This is a genomic window from Candidatus Thiodiazotropha sp. AKAK2, from assembly GCF_058244685.1.
This window is the reverse complement of sequence record NZ_JBSYOP010000015.1, coordinates 59262-75178: the sequence shown is the minus strand read 5'-3', so window position 1 is coordinate 75178 and position 15917 is coordinate 59262. Positions and strand designations below refer to the sequence as shown.

Genomic DNA, 15917 nt, shown 5'->3' with positions numbered 1-15917 from the left:
CAAACTCAATATGGAGGGTTGCGCCTGAAAAAGTGCCACTCGGTGTTGCTCGTCACTCATTTGGAACAACCAAACTACGCTCCTCAAGCCTGATCGGTGCTTTTTCAGGCACAACAGGGCCTATTGGATTAGTGATAACAGGCCCTAGGTTGGATGGTTTCACTGCTCACCATATCCAAGTCGGACTAAAGCCGCTTCGTCACTCGACCAGCTCTTTTTTACTTTAACCCAAAGTTCAAGATGAACCTTACAATCGAAAAAAGCTTGCATCGCTTTTCTGGCTTGTACCGCTACCTCTTTCAATGCCTGTCCATCTTTGCCGATGATGATGCCCTTTTGACCGGGCTTTTCTACCCAGATCACTGCATTGATCCGATACAGACTCTGCTGTTCCTCGAAACGTTCTATCTCCACGGAGACAGCATAAGGTAACTCCTTGGCATAGCGTCTGGTGATCTGTTCCCTGATCATTTCCGCGGCAAAGAACTTTTCGGGGCGATCGGTTAGCTGGTCATCAGGATAGACATTTTCAGCCTCAGGAAGCGCATTTAATACCAGCCCTTCCAAAGCAGCAAGATTTTTACCTTTTTTCGCAGACAGAGGAACAATTTCCAGAAACTCATAACTCGTAGAGAGTTTAGACAGATAGGGTAACAATGCCTCTTTCTTTTTAACCAGATCCACTTTGTTGACAACCGCTATCGCTGGTATTTTACTCTCCTTGATCAGACCGAGTACCTTGTCATCCTCCTCAGTCCAGCGCAATGCCTCGACCACAAAGATCAGCAGATCAACACCCGTCAGTACCGATTGGGCCGTACGGTTGAGGTAGCGATTCATGGCATTATCACTACGCTGGTGGATACCCGGGGTATCGACATAGATTATCTGCCCCCCTTCCAGACTGTTGACCCCTAAAACACTATGCCTTGTGGTTTGTGCTTTATGTGAAGTGATTGCCAGCCTGACACCGAGGATCTGGTTCAACAGGGTTGATTTACCAACGTTTGGCCGCCCGACAATCGCAGCATAACCACAATGATTTTTCCGCTTACTCATTATTCAGATCCGACAACATTTGGGATGCGGCATCCTGCTCCGCCTTTCTTCGACTGTGTCCCTCACCCTTACTCTTCTTCTGAAGATCTTCTACAACGCACTCAACCTTGAAATGCTGGGTATGAGGATCTCCGCTGACATCCAAAATTGTGTAGCTGGGCAGTGAAACCTTTTTTGCCTGGAGATACTCTTGCAGTTGGGTTTTAGGGTCTTTCTGCTGGTTTTCCGGACTCAGTGCAATCAACCGGGGTGTGAATATTTTCAGAATTACTGAGCGGGTCGCTTCATATCCACCATCAAGATAGACTGCTGCCAAAACCGCTTCAAAACTGTCTGCTAAAATGGAATCCCTGCTTTGACCGCCACTGCGCAGTTCACCCTGCCCGAGTTTCAGATAATCCCCAAGTTTGAACTCCCTTGCGACCTGGGCGAGTGTATCCCGTTTAACCAACACGGAGCGAAGCCGACTTAATTGCCCTTCACTGGCCTTGGAAAAATGATTAAAGAGCGCGTCTGCAATCACAAATCCCAGAATGGAATCACCCAGATACTCAAGGCGTTCATTGTTTTTTCCACCGGCACTTCTGTGCGTCAAAGCCTGTTCAATCAGCTCTTGCTGATTGAAGGTATAACCCAGATCACGGCAAAATTTGTTGATGTCGGCCTTCAATTCGATGTTAGCTCAACCGTTTCATCAAACGTCATGACAAGGGCAGCGTTATAAGCAATATGTCGACGAACCTCATAGGAAACATTGATAATCCTTGAACCAGTGTCTCTCTTAACCTTGATATGTTCCTTGGTCACATGGCGTATACTATTGATATCGAGGCGCTTCAATACCATATTGCGTAATTCTACCTTAGACTTCCGTTCAGCAAACGGTTCATTCTTGACCGATTCGAGTGCTGATTTAACAGCAAAGTGATCAATGTATACCGGAGTAACCTTGATACCCACCATCACCAGAAACCCTGCAACGATTAAAATAACCAGCCAACTGATGAATGTAAGACCACGCTGCTTTTTAATGGATTGCATATCTACTTCCTCAAATAAACCATACTGATCAATTAAGTTCTTTTAGCTTAGTACTAGATTGTACTATCCACCTGCTGCAACTGTTAAGTTGGCAGAAACCTTCACTTGTGATGTGTAAGTTAAATAATTCAAATATCATAACCAAGATGGTGATCCTAAATTAGGATTGTTTCCCTCTCAGTACATTAACACTATCCTAGCCTTATAAAGGAATTATGCCTTCTTGATCGAAAACCCAATCTAAAGATTCTCTATAACTTTCTTAGCTAGGCCTCAATTACAACAACATTGGCTAAAACATCAGAGATCTGGCTATCTAGTCGATGCCTTTTCCAATTCTCTCCCAGGCTATTGGTGGAAAACCATTGATATTGGAATCCCAGTTCATCCAGATACCAAACGCTTTACCAACAAGATTCTCATCGGGTACAAAGCCCCAGCAGCGACTGTCATTACTATTGTCACGGTTGTCACCCATGACAAAATACTGCCCTTCAGGAACCGTTATCGGTCCTTGTCTCAGTACCTGACACCCCATTGGCAGATCGGGTGCCAGTGGATTGATCAGAATGTTGTGTTCTATCCCATCGAGATCCTCGACCGCCATGACCGCACCGGTCATACGGGAGCCACTCCCTACACCGGTGTACTGACCCAACAGCATCTGTTTCATCGGCTCACCATTGACGAAAAGGGTCTTATTACGATAGTAGAGCTTGTCGCCAGGAACAGCCACTACCCGTTTAATATAGTCAATCCAGGGTTGTTTCGGATAACGGAAGACGACCGGATCCCCTCGTTGAGGATCACCCAGATCGACCACTTTTTTATTCAAAACGGGCAGTCGAATACCGTAACTGAATTTATTCACCAGTATGAAGTCACCAACCAGCAGGGTCGGCATCATGGAGCCAGAGGGAATACGAAAAGGCTCTACCAGGAAAGAGCGTAAAATGAGTACGGCAAATATAACCGGGAAGAAGGATTTAGAGTACTCAACCAGTAATGGCTCTTTTCTAACCAGCTGGCTTGAATCATCGGCCTCTTCACCCACATCCGGAGCCATTGCACTTCGTTTGTTGGCAAAGAATATGCTATCCAATAGCCAGATGCCGCCTGTCACTGCGCTGGCGACAACAAGAAAAGTTGGAAAATCGAAATTCATGGTTTAACTGCGTCCTCTCCTGTGTTGTATAGGCAACTTGCGTCTGTCAGGGCCTGTTGACACTAATTATCCTTGCCGACCTGAAGCACAGCGAGAAAGGCGTCTTGCGGTATCTCCACCTTACCAACCTGCTTCATGCGTTTTTTACCAGCTTTCTGCTTCTCCAGCAGTTTACGCTTTCGTGTAATATCACCACCATAACATTTGGCAGTAACATTCTTTCTCAGTGCCTTGACCGTGGTACGAGCAATAATCTTGGTACCGATCGCGGCCTGGATGGCCACCTCGAACATCTGCCTTGGGATGATCTCTTTCATCTTCGAGGTCAGATCCCGCCCTCTGAACTGAGCCTGATCCTTATGCACAATCAGCGACAGGGCATCCACTCGATCACCATTGATCAAAATATCGAGCTTGACCAGCGGAGCGGCCTGAAAATGGGTAAACTCATACTCAAATGAAGCATAGCCTCGACTGACCGACTTCAAACGATCAAAAAAGTCGAGTACCACTTCATTCATCGGCAACTCATAACTTAACTGCACCTGTCCGGCCAGGTATTGCAGATTTTTCTGTGCTCCGCGCTTCTCAATACAAAGTGTAATCACGTTACCCAGATACTCTTGCGGCACCAGGATGGTTGCAACGATGATCGGTTCGCGGACCTCTTCCAATTTACCGGGATCAGGCAGTGCTGCTGGATTTTCAATATGTATGAGTTCCCCGTCACTTTTCAGCACTTCGTAAACCACAGAAGGTGCAGTTGTGATCAGATCCAGGTCGTACTCCCGTTCGAGCCGTTCCTGAACAATCTCCATATGCAGCATGCCGAGGAATCCGCAGCGGAATCCAAATCCCAAGGCCTGAGAAGTCTCCGGCTCATAGTGCAGTGCCGCATCATTGAGGCGCAGTTTCTGCAAAGCATCCCGCAGACCCTCATAGTCATCGGAGCTGACTGGATAGAGTCCCGAGAAAACCCGTGGATGCATCTCTTCGAATCCCGGCAGAGGCTGATCGGCTTGGCGGTTTTCCAAGGTGATGGTATCGCCGACGGGCGCGCCATCGACCTCTTTGATACCGGCGATCAGGTAGCCAACTTCTCCCGCTTTCAATGAGGGTTGACTGAGCTGTTTGGGGGTGAACACGCCAACCTGCTCAACCTGGAAAACCCGCCCGGTAGACATAATCCGCATCTTGTCTTTCGGCTTGATCTCACCGTTCATCACCCTGATCAGTGATATGACCCCGACATAAGAATCAAACCAGGAATCGATGATCAGCGCCTGCAGCGGTGCTCCATAGTCACCGGCCGGAGGGGGGATCGTGACAACCAGTTGCTCCAACAGCGACTCGATGCCCAAACCGGTCTTGGCGCTTACATGGACTGCCTGATCGGCCTCGATACCGATAATCTCTTCAATTTCATTGATTACCCGTTCCGGTTCCGCCGATGGGAGATCGATTTTGTTGAGTACCGGCAGCACTTCCAGCCCCTGCTCGATCGCGGTATAGCAATTTGCCACACTCTGGGCCTCAACGCCCTGCGCCGCATCCACCACCAGCAGCGCCCCTTCACAGGCCGCCAGGGAGCGGGAAACCTCGTAGGAGAAATCCACATGACCAGGCGTATCAATGAAGTTGAGCTGGTAGGTGATTCCGTCTTTAGCCTGGTATTCCAGGGTGACGCTTTGGGCTTTGATGGTGATGCCCCGTTCCCGCTCCAATTCCATGGAGTCACACACCTGGTCACCCATCTCCCGGTCGCTCAGACCACCACAGGTCTGGATGAACCGATCGGCTATGGTGGATTTGCCATGATCGATATGGGCAATAATGGAAAAGTTTCGGATGTGTTGAAGGTCAGCCATAAAGCCCTGATTTGTCACTGAAAAAACAAGAAACGCCCCGTTTCGGGGCGCTTCAACGTAAACGTGTTGCCACAAAAGGAGAGATGATACCAAATCATACGTCGCGCAAATAGCTCAGAAGCCTGGATTGATCGAGATAGTGTTCACTCAGTGAGATACCATCCGGCCCCTCCAGACAGGGAATTCGCAGCCCATACTCCGTTTTGATATCGGAGTCGCGATCGATATCAACCTTCACCAGGACAATTTTCTCCAATCCATTCACGCTTGAAAGTTCGTCCCACATCTCATCACAAAGGTGGCATCCTTGCCGATGATAGAATTTCAGCTCAATCATTTTCCGGTACATGCAGGGCAAGAAAAATCGGCCCTGTATTGCGGTGCACAAGCAAGGCGACAGTTTTCTCCCCGGGTAGCTCCTTGACCAAACGGTTAAAGTGCTCCACTCCCTCCACATCCATATTATTGATCATCGTAATAATGTCGCCCTGCTGGATTCCAGCCTCACGGGCAGCCTTACCGGTTACCGACTCAACCATGACACCTCGTCGAGATGACAGACCCAACTCCTTCTGAACTTGCTCACTGACGCTAGAAACCATCATTCCCAAACGGTTTTCAGATACTTTAGGTGGCGTATTTTCGGCCATTTCCAACTGATCATCGGAGGGTAATTCACCAATATTGACATCCACCATTTTGGTTCTTCCCTTCCTCAGAATCTTCAGTGTGGCTGGCTTATCCACATTGCTACGCCCAACCAAGGGAGGTAACTCTGATGAGCTGTGTATCGGGGTACCATTGAATGACAGAATCACATCACCCACTTGAAGCCCCGCTTTTTCCGATGGACTTTGGGGCAGAACCCGGGCAATCAATGCGCCCCGGGGATGATTCATGCCAAAACTGTCGGCAAGATCCTTGGTGACATCCTGAATCAACACCCCCAACCAACCACGGGTAACCCGCCCACGGGTCTTTAACTGGTCTGCAACATTCATCGCCATCTCGATGGGGATGGCGAAAGATAGCCCCATGAACCCGCCTGAGCGGCTGTATATCTGGGAGTTGATTCCAACCACTTCACCTTCCATGTTAAACAGTGGGCCACCGGAGTTGCCGGGATTGATGGCTACGTCGGTTTGAATGAAGGGCACATAGTTCTCAGTCGGCAGGTTTCTTCCCTTTGCGCTGACAATACCGGCGGTCACTGAATGATCAAAGCCGAAGGGTGAACCGATTGCCAACACCCACTCACCGACTCTCAACCCATCAGAGTCACCGATTTCAACCATTGGCAGATCATCTGCATTAATTTTGATTAACGCAATGTCGCTGCGTTCGTCTTTGCCGATAACATCAGCAACAAACTCTCGTCGGTCGTTCATCCGCACAAGGATTTCGTCAGCCTCTTCCACAACATGATTGTTGGTCAGAATATAGCCATCCTCTGAAATGATGAATCCAGATCCGAGAGAGCGCTTTTCCACATCATTTTCCGGCATCCGATATCCATGATTGCCAAAAAACTTTTTCATCAGCTCACCTAAAGGGCTGCCTTCGGGCAAGCCTTCCAATTCGGGCATATTGAAGGGTGACATCTGATTTCTGGATGAAGAGGTTCTGGTGCTGATATTGACCACAGAGGGGGCGTTATGCTCTGCAAGATCTGCAAAGTTCGGCAGGTCGCGCGCCATCAGAGGGAACGATGTCAGCAGTACCACTGCCATTGCCGCTAGCATGATAAATTGAAATTTCTTGTCTCTCATTGAAACAACTCCTGGAGGAAAGAGGGATCGACCGACAACAGGTATGAGGTGAATAGAGTCTCAGACAAAAGGCACAGAGATTCTATCTGCATGGCGCAGTATCACCGCCTGATAACCTGGGTCATGTCGATTTTTATATGCAAGTAGTCTCAACAGAAAAAACCCGCCAATCAGCCCCAATAGACCACCGATAACTTGCGGGAGTTCCCCTGACTGGATGTTAAACAAACCAAACAGATATTGAGCAACAATGGCTGCCAGAATCATGAGGATCAATGGAAGCAGATAGGCCAGCATGGAGAGTTTCAACAGAGCCTGTTCCTGCAAACCGATAATCACCTGCTCACCGGGTTTCGCCAATACGGTATTCACTACTCTCAGGTGGTTATAACGACGCTTGAACAAACCGGCAAGAACACTGGTGCTACAGCTTCCCTGGCTCTCGCAGGATCCACAGGCGGCTCGCTTCTCCGTCTCGACAAATGCGTACTCACCTTCAATACGCACGACCATTGCGGTCTCTTCAATCATTCGAGCCCTTCAGCTTCATCCCTTGAACCACACCCAGTATGGTGACTGCGGGTACTTCGCCCACTGCAGTCACCTGGTAGCCGGCAATCTGACCACCCCAGGCGTTGATCGCACCCAATCTGGATACACCGCTGAAGGCTTCGCTGCGTGTTTCCGCTTCGATAAACACAGAGAGTGAACCCAATCCGTCACTGAACACATACTGTTCGATTGGCGCACTCAGCATCGGATCATGCAGCTGGTGCTGCATATTCAATGTGAATCCGGCAGGAAGCTTGAGAAAATCCCATCGACTGTCTGCCTCATTGGAGAGACTGGTGCCTTCATTATTTTTCAGCCGGTAGGTGAACAACGACTCTCTCTGGTGCAGTTCACTGATCTCAGCAACACCGATCTCCAGATCGGTGAACATGGTCTGCTCCACCGCTTCACTATGCTCGTTGATCAAATCCGACTTGAGCGGTAGGCCGCTCTCCAGATCCAGATAGAAACGATAGCCGTAGCGAAGCCGGTCATTGGGCATGATCACTACCACCTGAGCCTGGCGATTGGCAATTCGGTCTTTTCCGCTCATGCGAAAACTGTAGTGATCCTCAAGTTGAGCCAGATCCTGAGGCAGAATATTGAGAAATTTCTTACTTGGGGAGCGCTTGTCCACTGACACTTCATTACTGCCAGGCATGACACAGGTTACCGACTCTTCATCACGAATCACTTCACGGGGTGCACCATTCAGGGACATCAGGCTCTCTCTGACCTTGTCCCCGTTCACCGCGTGGGCGATTTTCATGATTTCCAGTTGATTGTCATGCAGATAGACAAAGGTTCCTTGGTAGTTCAGCTTTTGCACCGCCTCCATCATTCGCTCAAGCCAATCCCTGGGAGTGAGCTGTTCAGCGGCGAAAATTGGCTGGCTGCAGAGCAGCAACAGAAGAAAACCGATCCAATATTGTCTCAAAGCAGCTCTGGAAGAGGAAAAATTCATCCGTTCAGCTCAATCTTATTTTTGTTTGTTTTCATCGTAACTGACGAACGTGGCAAAGGGCATGATCCCTTTGATGTTGCTCGACGGTGACCTTTCCTGATGATTGACCAGATAGGCGTTAAGCCGTGATTCCACTTCGGGTTTTTTCAGCAGCTCCCAGCGAGTGCCGTCTTCCGTGACATAGAGGGTCTCTGTTGCAGGCACCTGAGTAGCGGCGATATTCGCCGGTGGTGCTTCGGATCCCTCCGGATTGATCAACTGTGGGGCCATCACCACCGCGACAGCGGCTAAAGAGGCAGCGACAGCCAATCCGGTATAGGAACGCTTCTTCAAACCTGGACGACGTTTGATTGCTGCCGGAGCGAGCACGACCGGCTCATCTTCCAGTTGCTTGCTGATCGCCTGTGCCAGATCCGGGTTGTACAGTGAGCCTGTCTCACCACGCATGGCATCACCGATCAAATGGTACCTGGACCAGGTATCCCGGTTCACCTTATTATTCGACAACTTATTAATTTCCATAGAGATTTCTTCTTCTGAAATCTCATTATCAACCAGCGCGGATAATCTTTCGTACTCTTGCTCAGTCATTTGTGCTATGCCTGATTTTAAGGTTTTAATAATGGGCTCAGTCTTTTATCAATCGCCTCACGCGCCCTGAATATTCGGGAGCGAACCGTACCTACAGGACAGGACATGGCATTGGCGATCTCTTCATAACTCATGCCTTCCAGCTCTCTCAGTACAATGGCGGTTCTCAGATCTTCAGGCAGATCATCGATCGCCTGCTGAACCGTCATGGTAATCTCTTCAGTCAATACATGATTTTCCGGTGTACCTGTCTCCTTTAGACGCACACCGACATCCATTTGTTCAGCCACTTCTGCCTCCACATCATCTGAAGGGGGGCGTCGTCCCTGGGCTACGAGGTAGTTCTTCGCTGTATTGATGGCTATTCGATAGAGCCATGTATAAAAAGCACTGTCACCCCGAAACTTGGGTATGGCCCGATAGGCCTTGATAAAGGCTTCCTGGGTCACATCCAGCACCTCATGAGGATCTCGGATATAGCGGGAGATCAGATTGGTGATTTTCTGCTGATATTTCAATACCAGCAGGTCAAACGCCTTTTTGTCACCCTGTTGAACTCGAGCTACGAGTTCCTGATCAATTAACCGCTCGCCCATCCGGGCTATTACCTCCTCGTGACCAGCACTTCCTGTGCACAGTCCCATTGACAGTCATGGATTGGATAAGTTCTGGCAATTCCAGCTTTAATTGATCGACATCAGTCTGCCGATGCGATTGGTTCAACCAAACGCGGTTTTAAGCTAGGATGCATTACAACTGGAAACGCATTATCACCATAACGACCCTACCCCGCAAATTATGACGACAGATCACCAACATGACGTACTGATCATCGGCAGTGGCGCCGCTGGATTGAGCCTTGCCCTGCACCTGGATCAGAAGCTGAATATCGCAGTCATCTCAAAGAAAGAGCTGAAAGAGACCAACACTTATTACGCTCAGGGAGGAATCTCCGTGGTACTCGATGAGGAGGACAGCATCGCCTCCCACGTCAAGGACACCCTGGATGCCGGCGCCGGCCTGTGTGATAAGGAGACCGTGCAGTTGGTGGTGGAAAATGGCCCATCCAACATCGACTGGCTGCTCAAGGGTGGGGTTAATTTCACCCGGGACGACAGTGCCGCATCGAGTGGTGGCTACCACCTGACCCAGGAAGGTGGCCACTCCCACCGACGGGTCATTCACGCAGCAGACGCCACCGGTAGAGAGGTGGAAACCACCCTGCAGGGACAAGTCAGAGCCCGCTCGAATATCGAAATCTTCGAGCACCATATCGCCATCGACCTGATCACCAGCGAAAAAGAGCAAACCAAGCACCAGAAACGCTGCTATGGCGCCTATATTCTTGATCATGAAAGCAATCATGTGCAGACCTTCAGCGCCAGATTCGTCGTATTGGCTACCGGTGGCGCCAGTAAGGTCTATCTCTATACCAGCAACCCGGATGTCTCCACGGGGGATGGGATCGCGATGGCCTGGCGGGCCGGTTGCCGGGTTGCCAACATGGAGTTCATCCAGTTTCATCCAACCTGCCTCTACCACCCGGAGGCGAAGAGTTTCCTGGTCTCCGAGGCGGTCAGAGGAGAAGGTGGTCAACTCAAGCTTCCCGATGGCAGCCGCTTCATGGATCGTTTCGATGAGCGGGGGGAACTGGCGCCCAGAGATATCGTCGCCCGGGCGATCGACCATGAGATGAAACGCATTGGCGCCGACTGCCTCTATCTGGATATCAGCCACAAACCGGCCGAATTCATCCAGGAGCACTTCCCCACCATCTACCAGCGCTGTCTCGACTTCGGTATCGACATGTCGAAACAACCGATTCCGGTGGTGCCGGCAGCCCACTACACCTGCGGTGGCGTAATGGCGGATCATAAAGCACGAACCGATATCGCCGGACTCTATGTGGTCGGTGAGAGTGCCTACACAGGTCTTCACGGCGCTAATCGTATGGCCAGCAACTCACTGCTTGAGTGTCTGGTGTTTGCCAAGCTTGCCGCAGAGGATATTCAGGAACTGGATTCCACCACAGCTGAGCCTCCACAGATTCCCCCCTGGGATGAAAGCCGTGTTACAGAGCCGGATGAAGAGGTGGTGGTATCCCATAACTGGGATGAGCTTCGCCACTTCATGTGGGACTATGTGGGTATCGTCAGGAGTAACAAACGCCTGGTGCGCGCCCGCCGCAGGGTAGACCTGTTACAGCGGGAAATTGTCGAGTACTACAGCAATTTCAGGGTCAGCATGGATCTTCTGGAGCTGAGAAACCTGGTCGATGTGGCCGATATGATCATTCGATCGGCCCAATGCCGACGTGAGAGTCGAGGACTCCATTTCATCCTGGATTTCCCCTACCGGGACGACCGGGTGCAGAACAAACCGACGATTTTGATTCCTGAGTCCTATTCACCTTACTGAAACATGACCCAGGTTTTGAATGTGCTCATTTGAGCGATCACTCAACAATTGTAAACCGGCAAAACAGGCCATCTTCATTAGTGAAGGGAGCTGCTATTGTGTAGTGTATCAGTTCAGACAATCGGCTCCTCCCGGGTGAATGAACCATGCTTGAGAAGGATCCTTAAGTTCCGCATCTCTTCCGCTGGCAAAGCATCCTGAAACAGAACCATCACTGGATGGCGCCAGCGCTCCCGGAGACTAAAGCGCAATAAGATCAGCCAGGGCGTTACCAGGCTATCGGTACGTAGCCTTGCTGAATATTTCTCCCCGCCTGCCAGAACAATTTTCGACCAGCCGTTACTCTTGATTTCCGCTTTTGCTACGTGTTCAGGGCTAAATTTCCTGGAAACCGGCAGCCTAGTCAGTAAAAAAAGTATCATCAAGAGGAGAGTTTTGAGTGCCACTTCAATCGGCGCAGTGATTATCGCCAGAAATGTCATGGCAGACAGACTACGATGCCAAATCATCAATTGTCGTGATGGCCCTGGCTTGATGTGAATTGCTGCCAATCGATTGCTCATGTCCACAGCCTCCTTGCTGTTACAGATGTTTCAAAACGACCTTTACCCTGAGTCCACCATACTGGGGGGAGCGGTCAAAATTGATCTCTCCCTGGTAAAGTTGTACCACCTCGTGGACGATTGCCAGACCTAAACCGTGCCCCTCGGTGGCTTCATCCAGTCGGCTGCCCCGCTGCAGCAGACTTTGTAAATCTGACACATCCAGTCCTACTCCATCATCCTCAACCACAATCGTCAGATTGTCAGCACAAACAATCTGACAAACTACATTTCCCGCTGCCCATTTACAGGCATTATCCAATAGATTTCCCAGCAGTTCGAGTATATCTTCTCGATCTCCGAATGGCGGACACTCAGGCTTCGATACTGCCTGAATATTCAGATTACGCCCCTGATAAATCTTTCGCAGTACATCCAGTAGGTCTGGTAAATCCACTTTTGCACTGAATTTCTGATTGATGCTCCGTTCGCCGCTGAGCCGTGCTCTTTTCAGTTCCCTATCGATCAGCAGGCGTATACGCTCCACCTGCTGGCTGGCCTGATTATCTTGTTCACCGTATCGATGCCGCAACTGTCTGTCGAAGTATCCGGTTAACAGATTGAGCGGTCCTTTTAGCGCATGAGCCAGGTTTCCAAGTGCATTACGGGTTCTTTGGTTTCGCTGTGAGAGCAGTTGCAGTAAGTGGTTTACCTCTTTGACCAACGGCAGCATCTCGTTGGGCACATCTTCATTCAACGGCTTTTCGCACCCAGAGGAGAGGTTTCGTAGATCCTCACGTAAGGGTTCAAGACGACGGAAAGCCAGTCTTACCACCAGGCTCTGAATAATCAACAAAACCATCAACCCCACGATCGACAACAGGGCAAAATTCCATAGGAAGGTCTGACGTTGCCGGTTGATCGGTAAGAGATCCTCGGCAACCGCTATGGTCAGATTCTGGTTTTTTTTTCGATAGCCGGTCAACCAGACAAGTAGCTGTTGCCCATCGGGTCCCTGGCGATAGAGTCGTTTGCTTTCACCTGGCTTCATACTGGGAAGACGAAGCTTATAATCCCACAATGAACGGGAAGTCAACTCTGATCCGGAGTCACTGACAATGAGAAAGTAGTGACCCGAAAACGGTCGGTGGTAAATTTGATTGATGTAGGCCTCTTCAACGGCTAATCGGGGTTCTGTTGCGACTGCCCCGAGTATCGATTCAGCATCATGCTCAAGCCTTGAGGTGATGAAATCCTCTGTGAGTTTTTCAAGCGAACCCGCACCGAATATCCACAACAACCCCATCAACAGAGCCAGACTGAGCGTCAGGCCAATCTGCAATCGCCGCTCGATGGATTTAGGATTCAAGACCGACATAGATGTATCCCTGACCACGCCGGGTTTCGATTGCCTGCTTTCCGAGCTTTTCACGCAATCGGCTGATATACACCTCAATCAGATTGCTGTCGCGGTCGAAATCCTGCTCGTAGACATGCTCTGTAAGCCGGGTTTTGGATAGAATTCTCCCTTGATTGAGAATAAAAAATCTCATCAATCTAAACTCTGTACCGGTGAGATCCAGTCGTTGCTGATCAGGAAGAATCAGCTGCTGCTTCTCCTCATCCAGCTCAACACCGCCGGCTTTAAGGCTGCGGCCTACCATTTCGTTAGATCGTCGCGCCAGGGCCTGCAGACGTACAACCAGTTCCTCAACATGGAACGGCTTACCCAGATAGTCATCCGCACCCGCTTTGAATCCAGCCACCCGTTCATGCCAGGCATCGCGGGCAGTAAGGATGATCACCGGAATATCATTCCCTCTTGAGCGCCAGTTTTTTAACACATCAAGGCCGGATCGTTTGGGTAATCCAAGATCCAAAACAACCAGATCGTATTCCATCTCATCACCCAGGTACTCCGCCTCAACACCCTGAGTTGCCAGATCCACCGCAAACCCCTGCCGCTCGAGATCCTGTTTGAGCGATGCTGAGAGTAAATTATCGTCCTCAACCAACAGCAATCGCATCCCTCAATCCTCCAGCTCAAGTTCCAGAAGCTCTCCGTTTACCGCATCGAGTTTGTATTCCCATACCATACCCTGCTCATCGAGTATCTCAATTTCATAAAGAAATGTCTGGCCATGCCGTTCCAATTCCACTTCGATCACCCGGCCTGGCCTTTCTGCCTGAATCTTCCTCAACAAATCTGTCAATGGCACGATCTTTCCACTTTGCGTAAGGCGCCGTGCCTCCTGATAGCCCACATCTCCATCGGCATATAGCAGAGAGGCAGTGAACAAAACCACCAATAAAAGCACCATATTTGCCCTATAAAACATCATTCAGTCATCCCAACGACCATAACCTGGTATTTTAATATCATCGTCATCGAATGACCCCTGAAGTGCCCGAACATGGCAGCTGTCACAATTACTGAACTGAATTTTTTCTCCATTGCGATGCAGTATCCTGGGAGAGATCTCGTCATGTTCATGCTTGAAGAAATCAGTTTCCGTGATGCGCATTGGCGGCTGCTTTGTGCGAATTGACCAAAGAACTTTTTGGGAGATTTCTCCCCTGACATTCTCTGCAGCATTTTGTGTGAGGTAATTCAAAATGTATTCTGCTTCATAGTCCGATAATTCCGCATTTTCGCCAAAATGGTCATCGAGTCCTGCCATAACCAAACGCCAGGAAGCGCCAGGCAGAAAGCCAGGCTGATAGGGGAAATGACAACTCCCGCACTCCTCCTGATATTGTTGGGTTCCCTTTTTATCGGCCAGCATAGTATCTGAACGGAACCAACGAGTTAGAAATCCAGGCTCCTTTTCATATACAGCTTCATCCCGATCGGCAAACACCACACCAATACCGAATATGAGCGATAAAATCAAAATCAATAGTAAGCAGATCTTTTTCATTGCCAGGCTCCATTTATAGCTGCTGCAGAAAACTCAATAGGTCACTCTTTTCCTGGGCGGTACATCGCCTGCCCCAGGTCCATTTGCAGTTCCGCTTGAACCACTTTTCAATCTTTTTACCATCAGTCAGACGCTGTGGATTGACAGACCGGGCCATTGGCTGAATGGATTTACCTGTCTTAACATGTTTTCCAGGCTCGCTTAAATCATCCCCATGACAATCACTACACGAGCGGGCTTTACCACTTTTTGCATGCCTGACCTGTTGTTGCCAGATAGCCTGACCATTTTCCGGATCGAATGAATCGACACCCTTCTCCTGATAGCTGGCAAATCGCTCGTCCAGTGCCCCAGCATGAACTGCTACTGGAAGGCAAGTCAGCAGTAGCACAGCTTTAAGGTTGAATTTCATTAGCTTACCCTCGCTTTGTGCCTGTTATCATCGATCGCACAAGATTTTCCTGATGTAGCAGGGATCCGACCAATACCCCTGTCAAATGGACCGCAATCAACAACAGTGTCGTATTGGCAAACACCTCATGTATCTCCTCGTACAATTCACCGCCATAGGGCCTGTTGGAAAACAGAGGTTCAGCCAAGGGTCCTAGTCCCTCTGCACCATAAGCCAGCATGCCCGTCAGTACCGTTAACAGCAGACCGAACATCAACATCACAATCATTGCGCCGCCGGCAGGATTGTGACCGATAAAGCGTTTTGCCTTGAAACTGAGCAGATCCTTCAGGTATGCCATCACCTTGCCGGGAGATTTCACGAAATCGCTGAATCTGGCATAGCGTGTTCCAATAACCCCCCAGACAATACGGATCAACAGCAGTACAGCCACCGTGTAACCGGCATACACATGCAGATCCATCCACTCATCCTCCGTCATCCAGCAGATGGCAAAAGCTCCCACCAGTGACCAATGGAAAAGTCGTACAAAGGGATCCCAAACCTTTATCATTCGCTTTTTACTCATCCTCACAGTCTCTCTATAACCTGAATGTGGCTAAGCATGGCTGAAGA

The 15917-nt window shown here is 49.7% G+C and carries 19 protein-coding genes; 1 reads left to right on the top strand and 18 read right to left on the bottom strand.

Going from position 1 to position 15917, the window contains the following annotated elements:
* Positions 1-159 precede the first annotated feature (159 nt).
* The 11 genes from era to rpoE all read right to left on the bottom strand — a co-directional run bounded on the left by era (position 160) and on the right by rpoE (position 9605).
* The gene (gene era, locus AC4IE8_RS04240; RefSeq protein ID WP_068993358.1) at positions 160-1059 is read right to left on the bottom strand and encodes a GTPase Era; all 900 of its coding nucleotides are present in this window, start codon (positions 1057-1059) and stop codon (positions 160-162) included.
* On the bottom strand, positions 1052-1729 hold the full coding sequence (rnc, locus tag AC4IE8_RS04235; protein WP_068993362.1) for a ribonuclease III: 678 nt from the start codon (positions 1727-1729) through the stop codon (positions 1052-1054). Before rnc ends, era begins: the two co-directional genes overlap by 8 nt.
* Positions 1726-2100, bottom strand: coding sequence for a DUF4845 domain-containing protein (locus AC4IE8_RS04230; protein WP_068993365.1), 375 nt, complete (start codon positions 2098-2100; stop codon positions 1726-1728). Before AC4IE8_RS04230 ends, rnc begins: the two co-directional genes overlap by 4 nt.
* A 316-nt stretch (positions 2101-2416) precedes the next feature.
* Positions 2417-3265 (bottom strand): signal peptidase I, encoded by an 849-nt coding sequence (lepB, locus tag AC4IE8_RS04225; protein ID WP_068993368.1) that lies wholly within the window; start codon positions 3263-3265, stop codon positions 2417-2419.
* A gap of 62 nt (positions 3266-3327) precedes the next feature.
* Entirely contained in the window at positions 3328-5133 is a 1806-nt protein-coding gene (lepA, locus tag AC4IE8_RS04220; RefSeq protein WP_068993370.1) for a translation elongation factor 4, read from the bottom strand.
* Between the two features lie 94 nt (positions 5134-5227).
* A complete protein-coding gene (locus AC4IE8_RS04215) occupies positions 5228-5470 on the bottom strand; it encodes a glutaredoxin family protein (RefSeq protein WP_068993372.1) in 243 nt (80 codons plus the stop codon).
* On the bottom strand, positions 5463-6902 hold the full coding sequence (locus AC4IE8_RS04210) for a DegQ family serine endoprotease (RefSeq protein ID WP_068993377.1): 1440 nt from the start codon (positions 6900-6902) through the stop codon (positions 5463-5465). Before AC4IE8_RS04210 ends, AC4IE8_RS04215 begins: the two co-directional genes overlap by 8 nt.
* A gap of 60 nt (positions 6903-6962) precedes the next feature.
* Entirely contained in the window at positions 6963-7433 is a 471-nt protein-coding gene (locus tag AC4IE8_RS04205) for a SoxR reducing system RseC family protein (protein ID WP_068993379.1), read from the bottom strand.
* On the bottom strand, positions 7426-8418 hold the full coding sequence (locus AC4IE8_RS04200) for a MucB/RseB C-terminal domain-containing protein (protein WP_068993382.1): 993 nt from the start codon (positions 8416-8418) through the stop codon (positions 7426-7428). Before AC4IE8_RS04200 ends, AC4IE8_RS04205 begins: the two co-directional genes overlap by 8 nt.
* Before the next feature lie 15 nt (positions 8419-8433).
* A complete protein-coding gene (locus tag AC4IE8_RS04195) occupies positions 8434-9009 on the bottom strand; it encodes a sigma-E factor negative regulatory protein (RefSeq protein ID WP_068993385.1) in 576 nt (191 codons plus the stop codon).
* Between the two features lie 17 nt (positions 9010-9026).
* The gene (gene rpoE / locus AC4IE8_RS04190) at positions 9027-9605 is read right to left on the bottom strand and encodes an RNA polymerase sigma factor RpoE (RefSeq protein ID WP_068993388.1); all 579 of its coding nucleotides are present in this window, start codon (positions 9603-9605) and stop codon (positions 9027-9029) included.
* Between the two features lie 202 nt (positions 9606-9807).
* Between rpoE and nadB the strand changes: the two genes are divergently transcribed.
* Positions 9808-11427, top strand: coding sequence for an L-aspartate oxidase (gene nadB / locus AC4IE8_RS04185; protein ID WP_068993391.1), 1620 nt, complete (start codon positions 9808-9810; stop codon positions 11425-11427).
* 113 nt (positions 11428-11540) lie between these two features.
* On the opposite strand, the gene AC4IE8_RS04180 is transcribed toward nadB, so the two are convergent.
* From AC4IE8_RS04180 to AC4IE8_RS04150, 7 genes are read right to left on the bottom strand one after another with little or no spacing between them, the layout of a single operon-like run.
* A complete protein-coding gene (locus AC4IE8_RS04180) occupies positions 11541-11990 on the bottom strand; it encodes a protein YgfX (protein WP_490790400.1) in 450 nt (149 codons plus the stop codon).
* Positions 11991-12009: 19 nt separating this feature from the next.
* Positions 12010-13347, bottom strand: a complete 1338-nt coding sequence (locus AC4IE8_RS04175; protein ID WP_068993394.1) for an ATP-binding protein — start codon at positions 13345-13347, stop codon at positions 12010-12012.
* On the bottom strand, positions 13328-13996 hold the full coding sequence (locus tag AC4IE8_RS04170; RefSeq protein ID WP_068993397.1) for a response regulator transcription factor: 669 nt from the start codon (positions 13994-13996) through the stop codon (positions 13328-13330). The genes AC4IE8_RS04175 and AC4IE8_RS04170 overlap by 20 nt, the downstream gene beginning before the upstream one ends.
* 3 nt (positions 13997-13999) lie before the next feature.
* Positions 14000-14311 (bottom strand): PepSY domain-containing protein, encoded by a 312-nt coding sequence (locus tag AC4IE8_RS04165; protein ID WP_068993399.1) that lies wholly within the window; start codon positions 14309-14311, stop codon positions 14000-14002.
* Positions 14312-14890, bottom strand: coding sequence for a diheme cytochrome c (locus AC4IE8_RS04160; RefSeq protein ID WP_068993402.1), 579 nt, complete (start codon positions 14888-14890; stop codon positions 14312-14314).
* Between the two features lie 13 nt (positions 14891-14903).
* Positions 14904-15302 carry a DUF1924 domain-containing protein gene (locus AC4IE8_RS04155; RefSeq protein WP_068993403.1) on the bottom strand — a complete coding sequence of 133 codons (399 nt, stop codon included), beginning with the start codon at positions 15300-15302 and terminating at the stop codon, positions 14904-14906.
* Between the two features lie 4 nt (positions 15303-15306).
* Entirely contained in the window at positions 15307-15870 is a 564-nt protein-coding gene (locus AC4IE8_RS04150; RefSeq protein WP_068993404.1) for a cytochrome b/b6 domain-containing protein, read from the bottom strand.
* Between the last annotated feature and the right edge of the window lie 47 nt (positions 15871-15917).

Excerpts from the sequence above, each read along its gene's own strand:
- era (WP_068993358.1), bottom strand. The coding sequence starts at position 1,059 with ATGAGTAAGCGGAAAAATCATTGTGGTTATGCTGCGATTGTCGGGCGG.
- AC4IE8_RS04230 (WP_068993365.1), bottom strand. The coding sequence starts at position 2,100 with ATGCAATCCATTAAAAAGCAGCGTGGTCTTACATTCATCAGTTGGCTG.
- lepB (WP_068993368.1), bottom strand. The coding sequence starts at position 3,265 with ATGAATTTCGATTTTCCAACTTTTCTTGTTGTCGCCAGCGCAGTGACA.
- lepA (WP_068993370.1), bottom strand. The coding sequence starts at position 5,133 with ATGGCTGACCTTCAACACATCCGAAACTTTTCCATTATTGCCCATATC.
- AC4IE8_RS04215 (WP_068993372.1), bottom strand. The coding sequence starts at position 5,470 with ATGATTGAGCTGAAATTCTATCATCGGCAAGGATGCCACCTTTGTGAT.
- AC4IE8_RS04210 (WP_068993377.1), bottom strand. The coding sequence starts at position 6,902 with ATGAGAGACAAGAAATTTCAATTTATCATGCTAGCGGCAATGGCAGTG.
- AC4IE8_RS04205 (WP_068993379.1), bottom strand. The coding sequence starts at position 7,433 with ATGATTGAAGAGACCGCAATGGTCGTGCGTATTGAAGGTGAGTACGCA.
- AC4IE8_RS04200 (WP_068993382.1), bottom strand. The coding sequence starts at position 8,418 with ATGAATTTTTCCTCTTCCAGAGCTGCTTTGAGACAATATTGGATCGGT.
- AC4IE8_RS04195 (WP_068993385.1), bottom strand. The coding sequence starts at position 9,009 with ATGACTGAGCAAGAGTACGAAAGATTATCCGCGCTGGTTGATAATGAG.
- rpoE (WP_068993388.1), bottom strand. The coding sequence starts at position 9,605 with ATGGGCGAGCGGTTAATTGATCAGGAACTCGTAGCTCGAGTTCAACAG.
- nadB (WP_068993391.1), top strand. The coding sequence starts at position 9,808 with ATGACGACAGATCACCAACATGACGTACTGATCATCGGCAGTGGCGCC.
- AC4IE8_RS04180 (WP_490790400.1), bottom strand. The coding sequence starts at position 11,990 with ATGAGCAATCGATTGGCAGCAATTCACATCAAGCCAGGGCCATCACGA.
- AC4IE8_RS04175 (WP_068993394.1), bottom strand. The coding sequence starts at position 13,347 with ATGTCGGTCTTGAATCCTAAATCCATCGAGCGGCGATTGCAGATTGGC.
- AC4IE8_RS04170 (WP_068993397.1), bottom strand. The coding sequence starts at position 13,996 with ATGCGATTGCTGTTGGTTGAGGACGATAATTTACTCTCAGCATCGCTC.
- AC4IE8_RS04165 (WP_068993399.1), bottom strand. The coding sequence starts at position 14,311 with ATGATGTTTTATAGGGCAAATATGGTGCTTTTATTGGTGGTTTTGTTC.
- AC4IE8_RS04160 (WP_068993402.1), bottom strand. The coding sequence starts at position 14,890 with ATGAAAAAGATCTGCTTACTATTGATTTTGATTTTATCGCTCATATTC.
- AC4IE8_RS04155 (WP_068993403.1), bottom strand. The coding sequence starts at position 15,302 with ATGAAATTCAACCTTAAAGCTGTGCTACTGCTGACTTGCCTTCCAGTA.
- AC4IE8_RS04150 (WP_068993404.1), bottom strand. The coding sequence starts at position 15,870 with ATGAGTAAAAAGCGAATGATAAAGGTTTGGGATCCCTTTGTACGACTT.